The 18515-nt window shown below is 47.0% G+C and carries 10 protein-coding genes; 5 read left to right on the top strand and 5 right to left on the bottom strand.

Annotated elements, in window-relative coordinates; translation table 11 throughout:
• Positions 1-11 precede the first annotated feature (11 nt).
• From ACYQ0C_RS17100 to ACYQ0C_RS17090, 3 genes are all read left to right on the top strand, one after another.
• A complete protein-coding gene (locus tag ACYQ0C_RS17100) occupies positions 12-1610 on the top strand; it encodes a RagB/SusD family nutrient uptake outer membrane protein (RefSeq protein ID WP_016278141.1) in 1599 nt (532 codons plus the stop codon).
• A gap of 160 nt (positions 1611-1770) precedes the next feature.
• Entirely contained in the window at positions 1771-3024 is a 1254-nt protein-coding gene (hflX, locus tag ACYQ0C_RS17095) for a GTPase HflX (RefSeq protein WP_016278140.1), read from the top strand.
• A 13-nt stretch (positions 3025-3037) separates the two neighbouring features.
• Positions 3038-5023, top strand: coding sequence for a DUF4954 family protein (locus ACYQ0C_RS17090; RefSeq protein WP_016278139.1), 1986 nt, complete (start codon positions 3038-3040; stop codon positions 5021-5023).
• Between the two features lie 148 nt (positions 5024-5171).
• On the opposite strand, the gene ACYQ0C_RS17085 is transcribed toward ACYQ0C_RS17090, so the two are convergent.
• A complete protein-coding gene (locus tag ACYQ0C_RS17085) occupies positions 5172-7079 on the bottom strand; it encodes a CocE/NonD family hydrolase (RefSeq protein WP_016278138.1) in 1908 nt (635 codons plus the stop codon).
• Between the two features lie 138 nt (positions 7080-7217).
• Here ACYQ0C_RS17085 and ACYQ0C_RS17080 point away from each other — a divergent pair, with 138 nt between their 5' ends.
• Positions 7218-8861: a fumarate hydratase gene (locus tag ACYQ0C_RS17080; RefSeq protein WP_016278137.1), complete on the top strand. Its 1644-nt coding sequence runs from the start codon at positions 7218-7220 to the stop codon at positions 8859-8861.
• A gap of 97 nt (positions 8862-8958) precedes the next feature.
• On the top strand, positions 8959-11115 hold the full coding sequence (locus ACYQ0C_RS17075) for an alpha-N-acetylglucosaminidase (RefSeq protein ID WP_089503698.1): 2157 nt from the start codon (positions 8959-8961) through the stop codon (positions 11113-11115).
• Between the two features lie 171 nt (positions 11116-11286).
• Here ACYQ0C_RS17075 and ACYQ0C_RS17070 read toward each other — a convergent pair whose 3' ends face one another.
• From ACYQ0C_RS17070 to ACYQ0C_RS17055, 4 genes are all read right to left on the bottom strand, one after another.
• On the bottom strand, positions 11287-12945 hold the full coding sequence (locus ACYQ0C_RS17070; RefSeq protein WP_016278135.1) for an amino acid permease: 1659 nt from the start codon (positions 12943-12945) through the stop codon (positions 11287-11289).
• Between the two features lie 88 nt (positions 12946-13033).
• On the bottom strand, positions 13034-14353 hold the full coding sequence (locus ACYQ0C_RS17065; protein ID WP_016278134.1) for a TolC family protein: 1320 nt from the start codon (positions 14351-14353) through the stop codon (positions 13034-13036).
• Positions 14350-17385, bottom strand: coding sequence for an efflux RND transporter permease subunit (locus ACYQ0C_RS17060; RefSeq protein WP_016278133.1), 3036 nt, complete (start codon positions 17383-17385; stop codon positions 14350-14352). Before ACYQ0C_RS17060 ends, ACYQ0C_RS17065 begins: the two co-directional genes overlap by 4 nt.
• 18 nt (positions 17386-17403) lie before the next feature.
• Complete coding sequence (locus ACYQ0C_RS17055) at positions 17404-18480, bottom strand: efflux RND transporter periplasmic adaptor subunit (RefSeq protein ID WP_016278132.1); 1077 nt, start codon at positions 18478-18480, stop codon at positions 17404-17406.
• Positions 18481-18515 lie beyond the last annotated feature (35 nt).

Below are 18515 nucleotides of genomic sequence, written 5' to 3'. Positions count from 1 at the left end.
ATAGAAAAAAGATGAAAACAAAATACTTATTTACATTGGCTCTTGCCTCTTCATTGGCTTTTGCCGGCTGTGAAGACTTGGATACCATGCCGTCAGGCGGTACTGTTACTTCAGGACAAAAAGAAGAAGTGGCCGAATCACTTCCTGAAAGAGCGGAAGCGGGTGTGACTGCCATTTTTGCGCAATTCAGTGTATATGCTCCTAATTATACGACATTTGGTGATGTGTTGCGTCATAATGACCTTGGATATCCCACGGTTATGATGCTGACTGATGCTAACGGGCAAGATGTGGTTATGGAAGATAACGGGTATAACTGGGCAGGAAGCAGCATGGATTTTTCCGACCGTACCTACACCAGTTATGAGGCGCAGATGGTATGGAATGATATGTACCAGATTATTTTCAATGCCAACAATGTCATTGCCACCATCAGTGCGGATACCGATGAGGCGCAAGCCCAGTATTTCCTGGCTCAGGGACTGGCGGGACGTGCCTTTAGCTATTTGACACTTGCCCAATTGTACCAGTTCAATTATAAAGGACATGAATCAGCACTTTGTGTGCCGATCATTACCAATGAAAACTCCAATGACGCTGTGCTGAATGGCGCTCCCCGTGCTACTGTGGAGGCGGTTTACCAGCAGATTAATAATGACTTGACAAAAGCCATTGAACTGCTTGAGAAGTCCGGTGTCCAAAAGAGTCGCCGTTACATCAACCTGGGTACAGCCTACGGACTGCGTGCGCGTATGAATCTGGCTATGCACAATTATGCGGAAGCCGCTGCCGATGCGACCAAAGCCATTCAGGCTACCGATGCTGTGCCTGCTGCACTGGACAAGGTAGGACGTCCCGCTTTCTGGTCATTGAATGAGGCAAACTGGATGTGGGGTATTGAGATAGCTGAAACAGACGATGTGGTAAGCTCAGGTATCATCAACTGGATCTCTCACAACGGTACATTTAATTATGGATATTGCTGGTACAGCGGCGGGCATCAAATCAATAAGAAGTTGTACAAAACGATTCCTGATTCGGATGCGCGCAAGGCATGGTGGTCAAACGAAAAAGGAGATAATCCGGCACTGACTCCGGCATACCAGAAATTCTTGAAGGATTATAAGTATGTTCCTCTGACAAGTTGTAAATTCTCTCCTTACGGCGGATATAGTGATGCCAATTTAGGAAGCGACAACAATGCAAACGACGTCATATTGATGCGTGTGGAGGAAATGTATTTGATCAAGGCCGAAGGTGAAGCGATGGCTACCGGAAACACAGCCGCTCTGGAAAACTTCATCCGGACATACCGCGACCCTGAATATAAAGTTCCTGCTACTGACATTCAAGAGGAAATCTTGAGACAGAGAAGAATCGAGTTCTGGGGGGAAGGCTTGATATGGTTTGACTTCATGCGTCTGAACAAGGGAATTGACCGCCGTGGCGCCGGTTATCCCAATGAGACTATGATCTTTAATATCCCTGCGGGAGATAATCTGCTTTTGTGGCGTATCCCTGAAGCTGAAATTCAGGCAAATCCTGCTTTGGATGAAGACGATAATAATCCGGTTGCTCCGACTCCGAGTCCGGTGGAAGACATTGATTAATCTTTCCGGGCTTTCTATGTCACCGTATGTATTGTATGACATGAATCGAGGCATTGGAAAGCTTGTCATGTGATTGTGAATAAAAAAGAGAGGATGACGTTCAACGTTCATCCTCTTTTTTTGTTATATTTGTCGCGAACTTAGTTAGATTGATAGATAAATGAAAGAATTTGTAATTTCTGAAGCACAGGTTGAAACTGCCATCTTGGTTGGTCTGGTTACCCAGACACAAGATGAGCGCAAGACCAAGGAGTATTTGGATGAGTTGGAGTTCTTGGCCGAAACGGCCGGGGCGACAGTGGTGAAAAGGTTTACTCAGAAACTGCCTGCTGCCCATTCCGTGACTTATGTCGGCAAGGGAAAATTGGAAGAAATCAAGGAATATATTCATCAGGAAGAGGAAAATGAACGTGAAGTCGGAATGGTGATCTTTGATGACGAACTTTCTGCCAAGCAGATACGTAATATAGAAGCGGAGCTGAAAGTGAAGATCTTGGATCGTACTTCGCTGATTCTGGATATTTTTGCCATGCGGGCTCAAACGGCAAATGCTAAAACCCAGGTGGAGTTGGCCCAATACAAGTATATGCTACCTCGTTTGCAACGCTTGTGGACTCACTTGGAACGCCAGGGAGGTGGATCCGGTGCCGGTGGAGGTAAAGGTTCCGTGGGATTACGTGGCCCGGGTGAAACGCAGTTGGAAATGGACCGCCGTATCATTTTGAACCGCATGTCATTGCTGAAAGAGCGGTTGGCCGAAATTGACAAGCAGAAATCCACCCAGCGTAAGAATCGCGGGCGTATGATCCGTGTGGCTTTGGTGGGATATACCAACGTGGGAAAATCTACCTTGATGAATTTGCTTTCAAAGAGCGAGGTCTTTGCTGAAAACAAGCTTTTTGCCACATTGGATACCACTGTGCGCAAGGTGATTATTGAGAATCTGCCGTTTCTGCTTACCGATACCGTAGGATTTATCCGTAAATTGCCGACGGATCTGGTCGATTCCTTTAAATCGACTTTGGACGAAGTGCGTGAGGCGGACTTGCTGATTCATGTAGTGGATATCTCTCATCCGGATTTTGAGGAACAAATTTCGGTGGTCGATAAAACGGTTGCTGATTTGGGGGCGGGTGGAAAACCTACCATGATTGTTTTCAACAAGATAGATGCCTACACCTATATAGAGAAAGCGGAGGATGATCTGACTCCTAAAACCAAGGAAAACACTACCTTGGAAGAACTGATGAGGACATGGATGGCAAAATTGAATGATAATTGTATCTTCATTTCTGCCAGAGAGAAGATAAACATGGACGAATTGAAGACCATTATATACAATAAGGTGCGCGAGCTTCACGTACAGAAGTATCCTTATAACGATTTTCTTTATCAAACATACGATGAAGAATAAATACATATAGAAGATGAAAACTTATCGTTCGCTTACACAAGAAGAAATACAACAATTAAAAGAGAAATCATGTACGGCTGTAAACTGGGCCGACATTGAAGTGGTAGAGAATTTTAAGACAGACTATATTTACCATACCCGTTTTTCAGGGAAGGTCAGATTGGGAGTCTTTGAAGACGAGTTTACGTTGGCAGGTGGTATGTGTAAGCATTCCGGATTGTATCATGCCACTTTGCATAATGTAACGGTGGGCGATAATTGCTGCATTGAGAACATAAAGAACTATATAGCCAACTATATAATCGGAGATCATACATTTATAGAGAATGTGGATATCATTCTGGTAGATGGCCGGAGCAGGTTTGGCAACGGGGTGGAAGTGGCTGTGCTGAATGAAACGGGTGGGCGTGAAGTGCCTATCCATGACCGTCTGTCGGCGCATCAGGCCTATATTCTGGCATTGTACCGTCACCGTCCTGAATTGATTTGCCGGATGAAAGCCATCATTGACCGGTATGCCGAAGAGAATGCTTCGGATACAGGCACTATCGGTCACCATGTCACCATTGTTGACGCGGGATATATAAAGAATGTACGGATAGGCGATTGTTGTAAAATAGAAGGGGCGGGACGATTGAAAAACGGCAGTCTGAACAGTAATGAACAGGCGCCTGTTCATATTGGTTACGGAGTGGTATGTGATGATTTTATTATATCAAGCGGCTCCAGCGTGGAGGATGGAACCATGCTGACCCGTTGCTTTATCAGCCAGGCATGTCACCTGGGACATAACTATTCCGCATCCGATTCTTTGTTCTTCAGTAATTGTCAGGAAGAGAACGGTGAGGCATGTGCCATTTTTGCCGGACCCTTTACGGTGACTCATCATAAATCGACTTTGCTGATTGCCGGCATGTTCTCTTTCATGAATGCGGGTTCCGGCTCTAATCAAAGCAACCACATGTATAAGTTGGGGCCTATTCATCAGGGGGCTATGGAACGTGGGGCGAAGACTACGTCTGATTCTTATATTTTATGGCCTGCACGTGTGGGCGCATTCTCTTTGGTCATGGGGCGCCATGTGAATCATGCCGATACTTCCAACCTGCCTTTTTCTTATCTGATAGAGCAGCAGAACACCACTTACCTGGTGCCGGGGGTGAATTTGCGGAGTGTAGGTACAATCCGTGATGCCCAGAAGTGGCCGAAACGTGACAAGCGTAAAGACCCGAACCGTCTGGATCAGATAAATTATAACCTGTTGAGTCCCTATACTATTCAGAAAATGATGAAGGGACGAAACATCTTGAAGGAATTGCGCAAAGTTTCCGGCGAGACCTCGGAAACTTACTCTTATCAAAGTGCGAAAATCAAGAACTCTTCTTTAAATAACGGCATTCGTTTTTATGAAACGGCTATTCATAAATTCTTGGGCAATTCATTGATCAAGCGTCTGGAGGAGGTCCGCTTTAAAAGTGATGAGGAAATCCGCGCCCGGTTGATGCCTGATACAGAGACAGGGACAGGGGAATGGGTGGATATTTCCGGATTGATCGCTCCTAAAAGTGAGATAGAGCAGTTGATGGCGGATATAGAATGCGGTATGCTGACCAATGTGGATCAGATTCATGACCGCTTTGTCGAGATGCATCGTAATTACTATACATACGAGTGGACATGGGCGTATGGGAAGATGCTCGAGTTCTATCAGCTGCGTCCCGATGAAATTACAGCGAAGGATGTTATTGCTATTGTGAAGAAGTGGCAGGAGGCAGTTGTAGGACTGGATAAAATGGTCTATGCCGATGCGAAGAAGGAGTTTTCTTTGTCTGCCATGACGGGCTTCGGTGCGGACGGATCACGCGAGGAGATGGAGCAGGATTTTGAACAGGTGCGCGGCGTGTTTGAAAGTAATCCGTTTGTGACGGCGGTGTTGCAGCATATCGAAGTGAAAACAGCATTAGGTAATGAGTTGATAGAACGGATTGCTTCTATATGATACTTTCGATGAGCGTGTGTCCGGACTAAGATGAACGCTTGGAAAAGTTACAGATGGTAGCTGCCTATAAAAAGAACCGTATGAATGCTGGAGCAATGATACGGCTCTTTCTATTGGATGGTATTGGAGTGCTTGGACACTCCTTTTTTTATTTCTTCACCACAGGCAGTATCACTCTGCTTGCAGCTCCCTGCTGGTGATAAATCTTGATCATCTGTTTCATCACAAAATCTTCTACCGTACAATGATAGGTGTCGATAAACTTCTGTGGGTTGCGGTCAATAATGGGGAACCAGGAACTTTGAATTTGAATCATCAGTCTGTGTCCCGGCAGGAATGTATGCGCCACATCGTACAGTGTATAATTGACCGGCGTTATTTCTTCGGGTTTGAAAGGCAACGGACAATCGAATCCTTCGCGGAAACGTCCTCTGAATAATTCGCCGCGGACCATCAGCTGGTAACCGCTCATTGGATAATTACTCTTTAAATAGCTGCGTGCCGCTTGAGGATATTCAAATCTTTCGGGATATACATCAATCACTTTCACCATAAAGTCAGCGTCGGTACTGCTGATGGCGGTCATTAACTCCACTTCTATAGGGCCGGCCAGTGTCAATGTATCACCTAGCGGCTCCGTCATGAAAGTGATGACATCGGGACGTGAAGCCGCAAAGCGTTGGTCGTCTACCATGAATTCTTTTGTCCGGTAAGTGGTAGGATTTGCCGTATAGGGTACCGGACGTGACATATCTGAAATATATGCTGAATAAGACGTTTGTTCTGTCGGAGCTTGTGTGGATATCCGTCCGTTCTCATGTATATAATAAGGTACGCCGGCAGTCTTCTGTACCGGCCATTCGTCGTAGGCTTTCCATTCGTTCTCACCTGTATGGAATACATTTACTTTATGCTTGGGCTTTTCTCCCTTCCCTTCCAGGAAGTATCGGAAAAAAGGATATTCTATTTCGTCCATGTAATAAGCCGAAGTGCTTTTGCCGAAATACAGATTGCCGAAACCTTGAAATCCGCGTACCGTCCATGCTCCATGCCACCAGGGGCCGAATGTCAGGTATAAATCTGTTTCCGGTGATTGCTCTTTGATGGCTTTATAAAGATTCCAGGCTCCGTAGCAGTCTTCGGAGTCATACAGTCCGCCTACCACCAGCATGGCGGGCTTCAGGTTATAACAGGAGGTGCGTGCGTCGCGTTCTTTCCAGAACTCATCAAAATCAGGATGATTCTTGATGTCGTTCCATAATGTCTGTGTGGTGTCACGTACCAAGTCATCCACATTCTTAAAGGTACCAAGTGCCAGGAAGTCGGTATAGACATCGTTTTTTACAATTTGGTTCATCACTCCTTTTCCTATGTGGCGTCCTTCCAGTCTGGGAAGGAAATTGGTGGTTTGCAACAGGGTGAAGGCTCCGTTGTGATGGCGGTCGTCTCCGCGGAACCAGTCGGTGACGGGAGCTTGCGGAGAGACGGCTTTCAGTGCCGGATGATTGGAGGAGGCGGTCATGGTGGCATAGAAACCATCGTAGCTGATTCCCCATGTTCCTACATTCCCATTATTATATGTGTGGTGGATCAACCACTCTATGGTGTCGTAGGTATCTGTTGCCTCGTCTATGTTCTTTTTATCTTTCCTGCCCTTCTTGTTTTTGTTGAGGGGGCGTACTTGTACAAATGTCCCTTCACTTTTATAACGTCCGCGTACATCTTGGAAGACGATGATGTACCGGCGGTCTATGTAGTTTTTCAGATTGGTTCTGAAATGGCGGTCGAACCCTTCTCCGTATGGAGAGCAGGAGTAAGGGCTGCGGTGCATTAGAATGGGATGCTGCCTGCTGTTGTCCTTGGGTTCATAAACTGCGGTGTAAAGCTTTACCCCGTCACGCATGGGAATCATGACTTCCCGTTTCGTGTAGATTTCCTTCAGCTTGAGTTCGATACTGTCCGGTTGGTTTTTCGCCTGGCGCTGTGCCCACCCTCCGGAGATGAAAAAGCATAAGAGTAATGAAGTAATAACTAATAATTTGCCTAATTTTTTCATGTATAATGTGATCTTGTTTGAATGAGTTGGCAAAGGTAAGGACATTCCTTGAAAGTTTTCACGCTAATTAAGGAAAAATTTCGATAATAGTTACTACCTTTGTCACACTAATAACTTTTAACTAAAATAAGTATCAATATGGCAACACCTCCGTTCCACTATCAGCACATGTTCCCATTGGGACCTGATAAAACCGAGTATTATTTGCTGACTAAAGACTATGTGTCAGTAAGTGAGTTTGAAGGAAAACCTATTTTGAAGATTGAAAAAGAAGGGTTGACTGCTATGGCTAACGCTGCCTTCCGTGATGTTTCTTTCTTGCTTCGCCGTTCACACAATGAACAGGTTGCTAAGATTCTGAGTGATCCCGAGGCAAGTGATAACGACAAATATGTAGCATTGACTTTCTTGCGTAATGCAGAAGTTTCCGCTAAGGGCAAATTGCCTCTTTGTCAAGACACAGGTACTGCTATCATTCATGGCGAAAAGGGCCAGCAGGTATGGACCGGTTACTGTGATGAAGAAGCTCTTTCTCTGGGGGTTTACAAAACTTATACAGAAGAAAATCTTCGTTATTCTCAGAATGCTCCCTTGAATATGTATGATGAGGTGAACACTAAATGTAACTTGCCTGCACAGATTGATCTGGAAGCTACCGAAGGGATGGAATACAAGTTCCTTTGCGTAACAAAAGGTGGCGGATCGGCGAACAAGACTTATTTATATCAGGAAACCAAAGCGGTGTTGAATCCGGCTACATTGGTTCCTTTCCTGGTTGAGAAAATGAAGACTTTGGGCACGGCTGCTTGTCCTCCTTATCATATCGCATTCGTCATCGGTGGTACATCGGCAGAGAAGAATTTGCTGACAGTCAAGTTGGCTTCCACTCACTATTACGACGAGCTGCCCACTACCGGTAATGAGTACGGACGTGCTTTCCGCGATGTGGAACTGGAAAAACAAGTATTGGAAGAAGCTTATAAGATTGGTTTGGGTGCACAGTTCGGTGGTAAGTATATGGCTCACGATGTCCGTATCATCCGTTTGCCCCGTCACGGTGCTTCTTGTCCTATCGGTCTGGGCGTTTCCTGCTCGGCTGACCGTAATATAAAATGTAAGATCAATAAAGACGGTATCTGGATTGAAAAGATGGATGATAAACCGGGTGAGCTGATTCCGGCAGCACTTCGTGAAGCAGGTGAAGGCGATGTGGTTAAGATTGATTTGAACCAGCCGATGGCGGATATCTTGAAAGAACTGACCAAGTATCCGGTGGCAACCCGTCTGTCATTGAATGGAACCATTATTGTAGGCCGCGATATCGCTCATGCTAAATTGAAAGAACGTTTGGACCGTGGCGAAGATTTGCCGCAGTATATCAAAGATCATCCTATCTATTACGCCGGTCCGGCAAAGACTCCGGAAGGTATGGCTTGTGGTTCTATGGGCCCCACTACCGCAGGACGTATGGATCCGTATGTGGATTTGTTCCAGTCACATGGCGGCAGCATGATTATGTTGGCAAAAGGTAACCGTAGCCAGCAGGTAACAGATGCTTGTAAGAAGTATGGCGGATTCTACCTGGGTTCTATCGGTGGTCCGGCTGCTATCCTTGCCCAGAACAATATCAAGAGCATTGAGTGTGTGGAATATCCTGAATTGGGTATGGAGGCTATCTGGAAAATTGAAGTGGAGGATTTCCCGGCATTCATTCTGGTGGATGATAAAGGCAATGACTTCTTCAAGCAGTTGAAGCCTCGTTGTCTGGGAAATTGCAAATAATTAAATTGTCTCGCAATCATACTGATGCAGCCTCCCTCCCCTCTTGAAAGGGGGGAGGCTGTTCTGTTTAACCGGTGTTATCCGTTACCTTAATAATATGATGAAAAAACTACGATTGTTGTTTGTGCTGTTGTGGGTGGCAAGCAACTTATTCTCTTCTCCTGTCACAGGATTGTTAGAGCGCATTGATAAAGGAGCTTCCTCCAAGTTTATAATTGAACGTCAGAAATCGGGTATCGATTTTTTTGAACTCGATCAGCGGGGTGATAAAGTGGTTATCCGGGGTAATGACTATGTAAATATTGCTACCGGATTGAATTGGTATTTGAAATATTATGCAGGCATACATCTTTCTTGGAATGGAATGACTGCAAAACTGCCTGCTGTTTTGCCTCCTGTGACTAAAAAGGAACGGCATGAAACGGATCTGCCCTATCGTTATGATCTGAATTATTGTACTTTCTCTTATTCCATGGCTTTTTGGGACTGGGATCGTTGGGAAAAGGAGATAGACTGGATGGCGCTTCATGGCGTCAATCTCTCCCTGGCATTGACGGGTGCTGAATCGGTCTGGAGAAATGTACTTCTGAAACTAGGATATACGAAGGATGAAATTAATGAATTTGTAGCCGGACCGGGGTTTACTGCCTGGTGGTTGATGAATAATTTGGAAGGGTGGGGAGGACCTGATCCTGAGAGTTGGTACATTCGTCAGGAGAAACTTCAGAAGAAGATCGTAAAAAGAATGCGTGAATATGGCATTGAACCTGTGTTACCGGGATATTGCGGCATGGTTCCTCATAATGCAAAGGAAAAATTAGGGCTGGACGTGGCTGATCCCGGACTCTGGTGCAGCTATCGTCGTCCCGCCTTTTTACAGCCGGAGGATGAACGCTTTGAAGAAATCTCAGCTTTGTATTATAACGAATTGACAAAACTGTATGGAAAAGCTGGATTTTACGCCATTGATCCTTTTCATGAAGGCGGAAGTACCCGGGGGGTAAATCTGGATGCAGCCGGTAAGGCCATCATGAAAGCGATGAAAAAGACGAACCCGGATGCTGTGTGGGTGGCTCAGGCATGGCAGGACAATCCTCGTACTCCGATGATAGAGCATCTGGAAGCAGGAGACTTGCTGGTCTTGGACTTGCATAGCGAATGCCGTCCGCAATGGGGGGATCCGGCGTCAGAGTGGTGCCGCAAAGGAGGATACGGGCAGCATGAGTGGGTGTACTGCATGTTGTTGAATTTTGGTGGTAACATTGGACTTCATGGTAAAATGGACGCGCTGATTGATGGCTTTTATGACGCGAAAGCAGATGCTCATGCCGGAAGGACGTTGCGTGGAGTAGGGATGACTCCGGAAGGCATTGAGAACAATCCGGTCATGTATGAGCTGGTGATGGAGTTGCCATGGCGTGAGCACCGGTTTACTCGTGATGAGTGGTTGGAAGGATATGTATTTGCCCGTTATGGGGTGGAGGATGAGACTTTGCGGCAAGTCTGGAAATTATTAGGTGATGGCATTTATAATAGTCCCAAGGAGAAGATACAGCAGGGGACGCATGAGTCTGTATTTTGTGCTCGTCCGGGGTTGGATGTATATCAAGTCTCCAGCTGGTCGGAGATGAAAGAATATTATGATCCGCAGGAGGTGATAGAAGCTGCCCGCTTGATGGTTTCTGTGGCTGATAAGTATCAAGGAAACAATAACTTTGAGTTCGACTTGGTGGATGTTCTCCGGCAGGCATTGGCCGAGAAGGGACGCCTGATGCAGAAAGTGGTGACGGCTTCATTCCGGGCAGGAGATAAAACGATGTTTGAGTTGTCTTCACAACGTTTTTTACATTTGATTTTGCTGCAAGACCAGTTATTGGCTACGCGGAAGGAATTCAGGGTAGGGACTTGGATTGAGGCGGCACGTTCATTGGGGCGGACTTCGGAAGAAAAAGCATTATACGAATGGAATGCGCGTGTTCAGATTACTACGTGGGGAAATCGTGTCGCGGCAGATCAAGGCGGACTTCGTGATTATGCGCATAAAGAATGGAATGGTATGTTGAAAGACTTCTATTTTATGCGATGGAAGGCTTATTTTGATTATTTGGCTGGTGTCTTGGATGGAAAACAACCGGAGGAAATTGATTTTTATGCCTTGGAAGAAGCATGGACCAAGGAAACTGAATCCCATTCCTCAACTCCTGAAGGAAATGCTGTGGCAGTAGCTAAAAACATTTTTGAAGAAGTCTTTTAACTATTTTTCTACGGTGGATATAACTTAAGCCTCTTATAGGTCATAAGGCTTGACTATAGGCTTAATACTGACGGGTGTGAAATTGTAATAACTTTATTCACTGTAGGGCTGGGTTGAATCTACCCTTACAGTGAATGAAAGTTATGGAAGCGGATAGCGTGTGAAAAACGCTTATTTCTTCTTTTCGGATGTCTGTTTCCAGATGCGTACCATATAGAACGCGCAATGCGTGAATGCAAAGACAAACGAAATGACGAGCAAGGTCTTGTCTTCCTCCCAGCCTACAGTCTGTTGGTGCCACAGTCCGGTAATAACAGAAAGTACAGACAGGGCGATTCCTGTCATATTCAGTATGGTGAGTCCCTTGCGTCGTTTTACATGATGCTCCAGCTTGCTGTGTTTTACTCCATAGCAGGCATACACATCCAGACCTATCAGCATCCACAACACCAATCGGATCCAGGTGTCAGCCGGAAGGAAAAGCATCATGCAGAGGCAGGTCAGAATGCCCAGAATCGGTACTACAGGAACAAAAGGAGTTTTAAAGGCACGATGTACGTCAGGCATGCTCTTACGCACGATCAATACGGCCGCGCAGACCAATGTGAAGGCGAATAAGGTACCTATGCTGGTCATTTCTCCCGCCACACGTGCCGGAACAAACGCTGCCAGTCCTCCTACAACGACCATGAATAACAAATTGCTATGTGCCGGTGTGCGATATTTTTCATGAATTTTTGAAAAGAAAGGAGGTAACAGACCATCACGGCTCATGCTGAGGAATACACGGCTCTGTCCCAACAAAGTTACCATAATAACCGAGCAGTAACCGAATAAAATAGCCAGTACGATAGCCCGGTTCAGCCACGGATAATCCGGATGAATCATTCCGGAGGCATCTGCATGTCCCATGTGGTCAATGGCAACAGCGACAGGCGCAATGCCTTGCTGGCCGGCAAACTCGGAGTAGTGTGCCACTCCTGTCATGACGTAGGCAAAGACCATATAGAGGATGGTGCATATCAGTAATGAACCCAGAATCCCGACAGGCATATCCCGTTTCGGATTCTTTGTTTCCTGGGCAGCGGTACTTACGGCATCGAAGCCAAGGAAAGCGAAGAACACAATGGCTGCTCCGCGCAGCACACCCGATAAACCGAATTCGCCCAAAGTACCGGTATTGGCCGGAATATAGGGAACATAGTTCTCGGCATTGATGTATTTCCATCCTAATACAACGAAAATAAGAATCACTGCCACTTTCAGGAATACAATAAACCCGTTGAAAATGGAACTTCCTTCTGTCCCACGAATCAGAAACAGGCTCATCAGTACTACAATCAGTGCGGCCGGTATGTTTACGATACCTCCGTCCCACGGACAGGCTGCCAGTGCATGGGGAATGTTTATCCCCACTCCTTCCAGAAAGACAACAAGATACCTGCTCCAGCTGATACTGACCGTGGTGGCGGCAACTGTATATTCCAGCACCAGATCCCAGCCGATAATCCAGGCTATGAGTTCTCCCATGGTGGCGTATGAGTAGGTGTAAGCGCTACCCGCTACAGGAATCATGGAAGCAAATTCAGCATAACACAATCCGGCAAAGCAGCAACCGATGGCTGCTATGGCGAAAGATAACGTGATGGCAGGACCGGTATATCCTGCGGCTACTGTTCCGGTGATGGAAAATAATCCGGCACCGATAATAACACCTACTCCTAATGCGATCAGACTCCAGGGCCCCAGCACTCTTTTCAGTGTCTTGTTTCCGGACTCATTGGCTTCTGTCTGTAAGGCGGCAAAAGGTTTTTTAATAAATAATCCCATATCTTTTTACAACGTTCTTAGTGATAATTGCGTGCAAAGGTACGGATAACTGCCTTGAATTACAAGCTATAAGTAAAGTCTATACTGATTATTCGAGATATTTCGTTATTCTTCCGCTGAGTTGGAGCAGTGAAATCTCGCAAACTTTTGTGTTGTATTCGGCAGACAGGATACGTTCCTCGGCATCAAGAAGGCTTTTCTGGGCCTCACGCATTTCAATACCGGAGAGATCTCCGAGCAGATAACGTTCTTTGGCTATCTCGTGGTTCTCACGGGCTGCGACCAGGTTCTGGCGTTCCAGGTTCAACAGGCGCAGGTTGTTGCGGTAGGCTTGCCACAGATTGCTCAGATCCGCTTTCAAACCGAGTTCCAGCTGTTCTTTTTCCAGTTGGGAGTTCCGTATTTGCAGGCTGGCGTTCCGTTTCTCGCGGCGGCGGTTGCCATCCCATAGATTGATGCCTACGGTGATTCCTCCGTTCAGTCCCCAGTTGCTTCTCTGGCGGGTGGCGTTGGTTTCATATTTATTGAAGGTGTAACCATAACCGGCATTCAGTTTGACGTAAGGATAATTACGGGATAGTACCTGCCGGTAATCCAATTGGGCGAGCGTTGTGTTCTGACCGGCTTTCAGCAGGTTGGCATTCGTCTTGAGGGTGGATTCCCATAACTCATCATAGTTCAGGTCGTCATTGACAGTGATGATGGAGTCGTTGACACGCAGCGGGCGGTTAACTTCCTGTACGGCCATCAGCTCATTCAGGGTGATGCGTGAGGTAACCACCAGTTCCTGTTGTTTCATGTACTGCGCACTGTCTGCATTGAAGTCCACTTTGGCTTGTTGATAATCCAGCCGGGAGAAGTTACCGATATGATAGCGTTCTTCGACAATGCGCAGGCGTTCCTTGGATAAGGAAACGGCATAAAGGAAGTTCTTCAGGCGGATTTCCTGTTGTACATAGTTGTAGTATTCGGCTGTGAGTCCTGCAATGAAATCCTCCAGGGTGATACGGGTGTTGGTCTCTCCCTGGCGTTCCAGTTCCTGTAGTTTCTTGTAGGTGGTGCTGATATTGAACCCGTCGAACAACGTCCAGCTCACATCCAGTCCGGCTTTTAAAGTCTGGTCGTAGATGCTTCGCTCGCTGGCAGTGGCGCCTGTACTGCGGGTCTTTGTATCGGTGTTGTCCAGCGTCCCCGTATATCCGGCAGACAAGTCTACCGTAGGCAGATAACCGGCATTCGCCAATGTGGCATTGTTGTGGCTGATTTGCTCTTCATTCCGGGTGATGCGTATGGAATAGTTGTTGGCAAGCCCTTCCTCCAGGCATTTTTTCAAGGTATAAGGATATTGCGCATAGGCGGAAGCCGCCCATGCCGTGCAGATGCACAAAGTTATAATGATTCGTTTCATACAGTTTCTGTTTTAACGTTTCGGTTGGTAGATATATAACTATAAATAGCCGGTACAATGTACATGGTCAGGAAAGTGGATACCAACATTCCTCCCACAACAGCCGTACCCATGGCGATACGCTGGTTGGCGCCTTCCCCAGTGGCGAAGGCCAGCGGTATCAGCCCTAGCACTGTCGAGGCGCTGGTCATGAGGATGGGGCGCAAGCGTTGCAAAGCCGCCTCCCGGATGGCCTGCATCTTGTTATCTCCGGACTCCTGCTTCTGATTGGCGAATTCCACAATCAAAATACCGTTCTTCGCCACCAGACCTATCAGCATGATGATACCGATCTGGCTGAAGATGTTCATCGTGATGCCTCCTGCATACATAAAGATCAGTGCTCCGGCAATGGCTAGCGGAACGGTCAGCATGATAATGAACGGGTCCTTGAAACTTTCGAATTGTGCCGCCAGAATCAGATAGATCAGTATCAAGGCCAGGATGAAAGCAAACATCAGGCTGGACGAGCTTTCCCGATAATCTTTGGAGTCTCCCGACAAGGCGGTGCGGAAAGTCTCGTCCAAGGTCTGGGCAGCTATCTTGTCCATCTCCTCCAAACCTTGTCCGATGGTTTTTCCATCTGCCAGTCCGGCAGATACAGTGGCGGAGATAAAACGGTTGTAGTGGTACAATTTAGGAGGAGCTACGGACTCTACAAACTCTACCAGATTGTCCAATTGAATCATTTCCCCTTTGTCGCTCCGTATGTAAATGGATTTGATATTGGCGGGGGTATTACGCTGCTGACGGTTTATCTGTCCTAAAATCTCATATTGTTTTCCGTTCATGTAGAAATAGCCCATGCGTTGTCCGCTGAGACCGTATTGCAATGTTTCGGCTATGTCGCGCACACTTGCCCCCATCGTCCCTGCTTTGTCGCGGTTGATATTCACTCTCATTTCCGGACTGCTGAACTTCAAGTCCACATCCGCCATCTGGAAGGTGGGGTTATCGTATACCTTGCTCAAGAACTCGGGCAATATCTTCTCCAGTTTTTCTATACTGACAGCTTGCAGTACATATTGTACAGGCATACTTCCTCTTCGTCCGCCGAAAGAAGACTGCTGTTGCACAAAGGCACGCGCTTTCGTCTTGTTGCGGATGGCTTTTGAGATACGTTCGGCCACTTCCATCTGGGTATAATTACGGTCTCTGATATCCTTCAGGGTGATGCGTATGTTTCCGCTACCGCTGGAAACACGTGCGGTTACGGAGGCGGCATCGGGCACAATAGAGTCTACCAGCTGATTGATATCTTCCGTATAATCGCGGATATATTCGTAGCTGGCGCCTTCAGCGGCACGGGTGTTGATGCTGATTTGCGAACGGTCTTCCATGGGGGCCATTTCGGCAGGTATCTGAACCCAAAGCACCCCGATGGCTGCCAGCATCATCACGGTAATGGGGATAGCCCATATACGTCTTTTAAGAAAAGCGTTCAGCGAGCGGGCATATACCCGGTTCATGCCTTCAAAGAAAGGTTCCGTCTTTTGATAGAACCAACCTTGTTTTTCCCGTTTTATCAATAATTTTGTTGCCAGCATGGGGGTGAACGTCAGTGCGGCAAAGGAAGATATGATGACCGAACCCGCCACGACAAAACTGAACTCACGGAACAGACGTCCGCTGGTTCCTTCCATAAACACAATGGGCAGGAACACAGCCACCAGCGTGATGGTGGTGGAGATAACCGCGAAGAAAATTTCTTTCGCCCCTTCTATGCCCGCTTCGAACGGACGCATCCCCCGTTCTATGCGGATATAGATATTCTCTGTCATCACGATGGCGTCATCCACTACCAATCCTACGGACAATACCACCGCCAGCATGGTCAGCACATTAATGGAGAAGCCGGCGATGTACATCACAAAGAAAGACCCGATAAGCGAAACCGGAATGACGATGCAGGGAATCAGTGTCACGCGCCAGTCGCGCAAGAACAGGAAAATGATGATGATAACCAGTACGAATGCTTCATACACCGTACTTTTTACTTCATCAATAGAGGCGCGGATAAACTTGGTATTGTCGAAACCGTAGCTGTATTTCACATCATCGGGCAGATCCTTTTTCATTTGTTCCATACGCTGGTACACGGCATCGGCTATTTCGATATGGTTGGCACCCGGTTGCGGAATGACAACCACACCTACCATCGGTACTCCGTTCATTTTCATGTAACTCTTGATGTCGGCCGGACCCAGTTCGGCATAGCCGATATCGCTGAAACGGACTACCCGGCCGCCTACTTCTTTCAATATGATGTTATTGAATTCTTTAGCCGTATGCATTTGTCCCATCGTGCGCAGAGTCAGTTCTACTGTATTTCCTTCAATGCTGCCCGAGGGAAGTTCTATGTTTTCACTGGTGATTGCATTCCTTACATCTACCGGAGTTATACCATACCCGGCCATTTTGGTAGGATCGAGCCACAGGCGCATGGAGTAACGTTTTTCTCCCCAGATGGAAACACTACTTACATCCGAGATGGTTTGCAGTTGTTCTTTCACGGTCAGGTCGGCTATCTCGCTCAGTTCCAGCAAGGAGCGGCTGTCACTCTGGATGGCTACCATCAAGATAGGTACCGCATCGGCATCTGCTTTGGATACGGTGGGAGGGTCACAGTCGCGTGGCAGATAGCGCTGCGCACGGGATACCTTGTCGCGCACATCATTGGCTGCGGTTTCCAAATCGACGGATAATTCAAATTCTACCGTGATGCGGCATTGCCCCTGTTGGCTGACACTGGACAAGGACCGGATTCCCGGAATACCGTTGATGTTCTGTTCCAAAGGCTCGGTGATCTGATTCTCGATGACATCGGCATTGGCACCCGAGTAACTACAGGTGACCGAAATGATGGGATTGTCCACCGAAGGATATTCGCGGACTCCCAATGTGTTGTAACCGATCAGTCCGAAAAGTAATATAATGATGGTAAGCACGGTGGCGAGCACAGGCCTACGGATACTAAGTTCGGAAATATTCATAAAAGTATTTTTTAGTAGTTAGTTGATGGCCTGAATCTCTACAGGCATTCCCTTACGCAATTGCAGTGTACCTGATGTCAGGATGGTGTCGCCCACAGACAATCCTTGTACAATCTGTACTTCGGCTTCGGTGCGGAGACCGATGACCACATCTGCCGGTTCTGCCACTCCGCTGCGATAAACAAATACTTTATTCTTGCCCATTTCGGGGACGATGGCTTCGGATGGAATCGCTATGGCGTCTTCTATTTCCTTTTGTTTTAATTGGATATCTGCATATCTTCCGGCCAATAATTCGCCGTTACGGTTGGGGTAGATGGCACGGATGTTCAATGAGTGGGTTTCCATATCGATACTGGATTCGGTGGCATATACCTGTGCACGATAGGCCTCCAGTTTTCCTTCTACTTTGAACTCCAGATTCGTTCCTTTTTTTATTTCCCGTGCATAACGTTCCGGAACGGCGAACTCTACTTTCAGCGGAGTCACTTTGGTCAGTCTGGCCACTACGGTGGTGGGGGAGGCGTAAGCTCCTGTGCTGACCTGCCGCAATCCGATGATGCCGTCGAATGGGGCACGGAGTTCGGTCATCTCGATATTGGCCTTGATATTTTCGATGTCGGCGTTTAGCGTGGCAAGTTCGGTTTTTACCTGTTCGTATGCTTCTTTACTGACCGCGTCGCGTTTCAGCAGGGCGTTTTGGCGGAACACCCGGTCTTCAGCCAGAGGTATCTGTGCTTCCAGACGTTTTAATTGTGCTTGCAGTTGCCGGTCGTTTACTTTGGCCAGCAGTTCCCCCCGCTTTACCAATGTGCCTTCTGTGAAAAAGATATCAGTGATCTTTCCGGATGTTTCAAAAGACAGACTCACTTCTTCATCGGGCACCAGGCGTCCGGTGACCAGTATCTCGTCTGTGAGCAAATGCGGTTTTATTACTTGCGCATTCACTTTCAGGGTACGTTGTTTATTTTCTTTAGGTAAAGCATTGGCGGCTGTCAGTTCTTCATTTTCGTGAGGGGTAAATTGGTAGATGCCTAATCCGGCCAGGCCGGCTCCGATTAATATGATGATACTCCATTTGATTCGTTTGTTCATGTGTCTTCTTATGTGGGTTTTTATAAATACGTTGA

It is taken from the genome of Phocaeicola sartorii JCM 17136 = DSM 21941, from assembly GCF_054653615.1.
This window is presented reverse-complemented; position numbering and strand designations above follow the sequence as displayed.

Bases quoted from the DNA above. Each gene is read 5' to 3' on its own strand.
- ACYQ0C_RS17075 (WP_089503698.1), top strand. From the start codon at position 8,959: ATGATGAAAAAACTACGATTGTTGTTTGTGCTGTTGTGGGTGGCAAGC.
- ACYQ0C_RS17055 (WP_016278132.1), bottom strand. From the start codon at position 18,480: ATGAACAAACGAATCAAATGGAGTATCATCATATTAATCGGAGCCGGC.
- ACYQ0C_RS17070 (WP_016278135.1), bottom strand. From the start codon at position 12,945: ATGGGATTATTTATTAAAAAACCTTTTGCCGCCTTACAGACAGAAGCC.
- ACYQ0C_RS17085 (WP_016278138.1), bottom strand. From the start codon at position 7,079: ATGAAAAAATTAGGCAAATTATTAGTTATTACTTCATTACTCTTATGC.
- ACYQ0C_RS17080 (WP_016278137.1), top strand. From the start codon at position 7,218: ATGGCAACACCTCCGTTCCACTATCAGCACATGTTCCCATTGGGACCT.
- ACYQ0C_RS17100 (WP_016278141.1), top strand. From the start codon at position 12: ATGAAAACAAAATACTTATTTACATTGGCTCTTGCCTCTTCATTGGCT.
- ACYQ0C_RS17060 (WP_016278133.1), bottom strand. From the start codon at position 17,385: ATGAATATTTCCGAACTTAGTATCCGTAGGCCTGTGCTCGCCACCGTG.
- ACYQ0C_RS17090 (WP_016278139.1), top strand. From the start codon at position 3,038: ATGAAAACTTATCGTTCGCTTACACAAGAAGAAATACAACAATTAAAA.
- hflX (WP_016278140.1), top strand. From the start codon at position 1,771: ATGAAAGAATTTGTAATTTCTGAAGCACAGGTTGAAACTGCCATCTTG.
- ACYQ0C_RS17065 (WP_016278134.1), bottom strand. From the start codon at position 14,353: ATGAAACGAATCATTATAACTTTGTGCATCTGCACGGCATGGGCGGCT.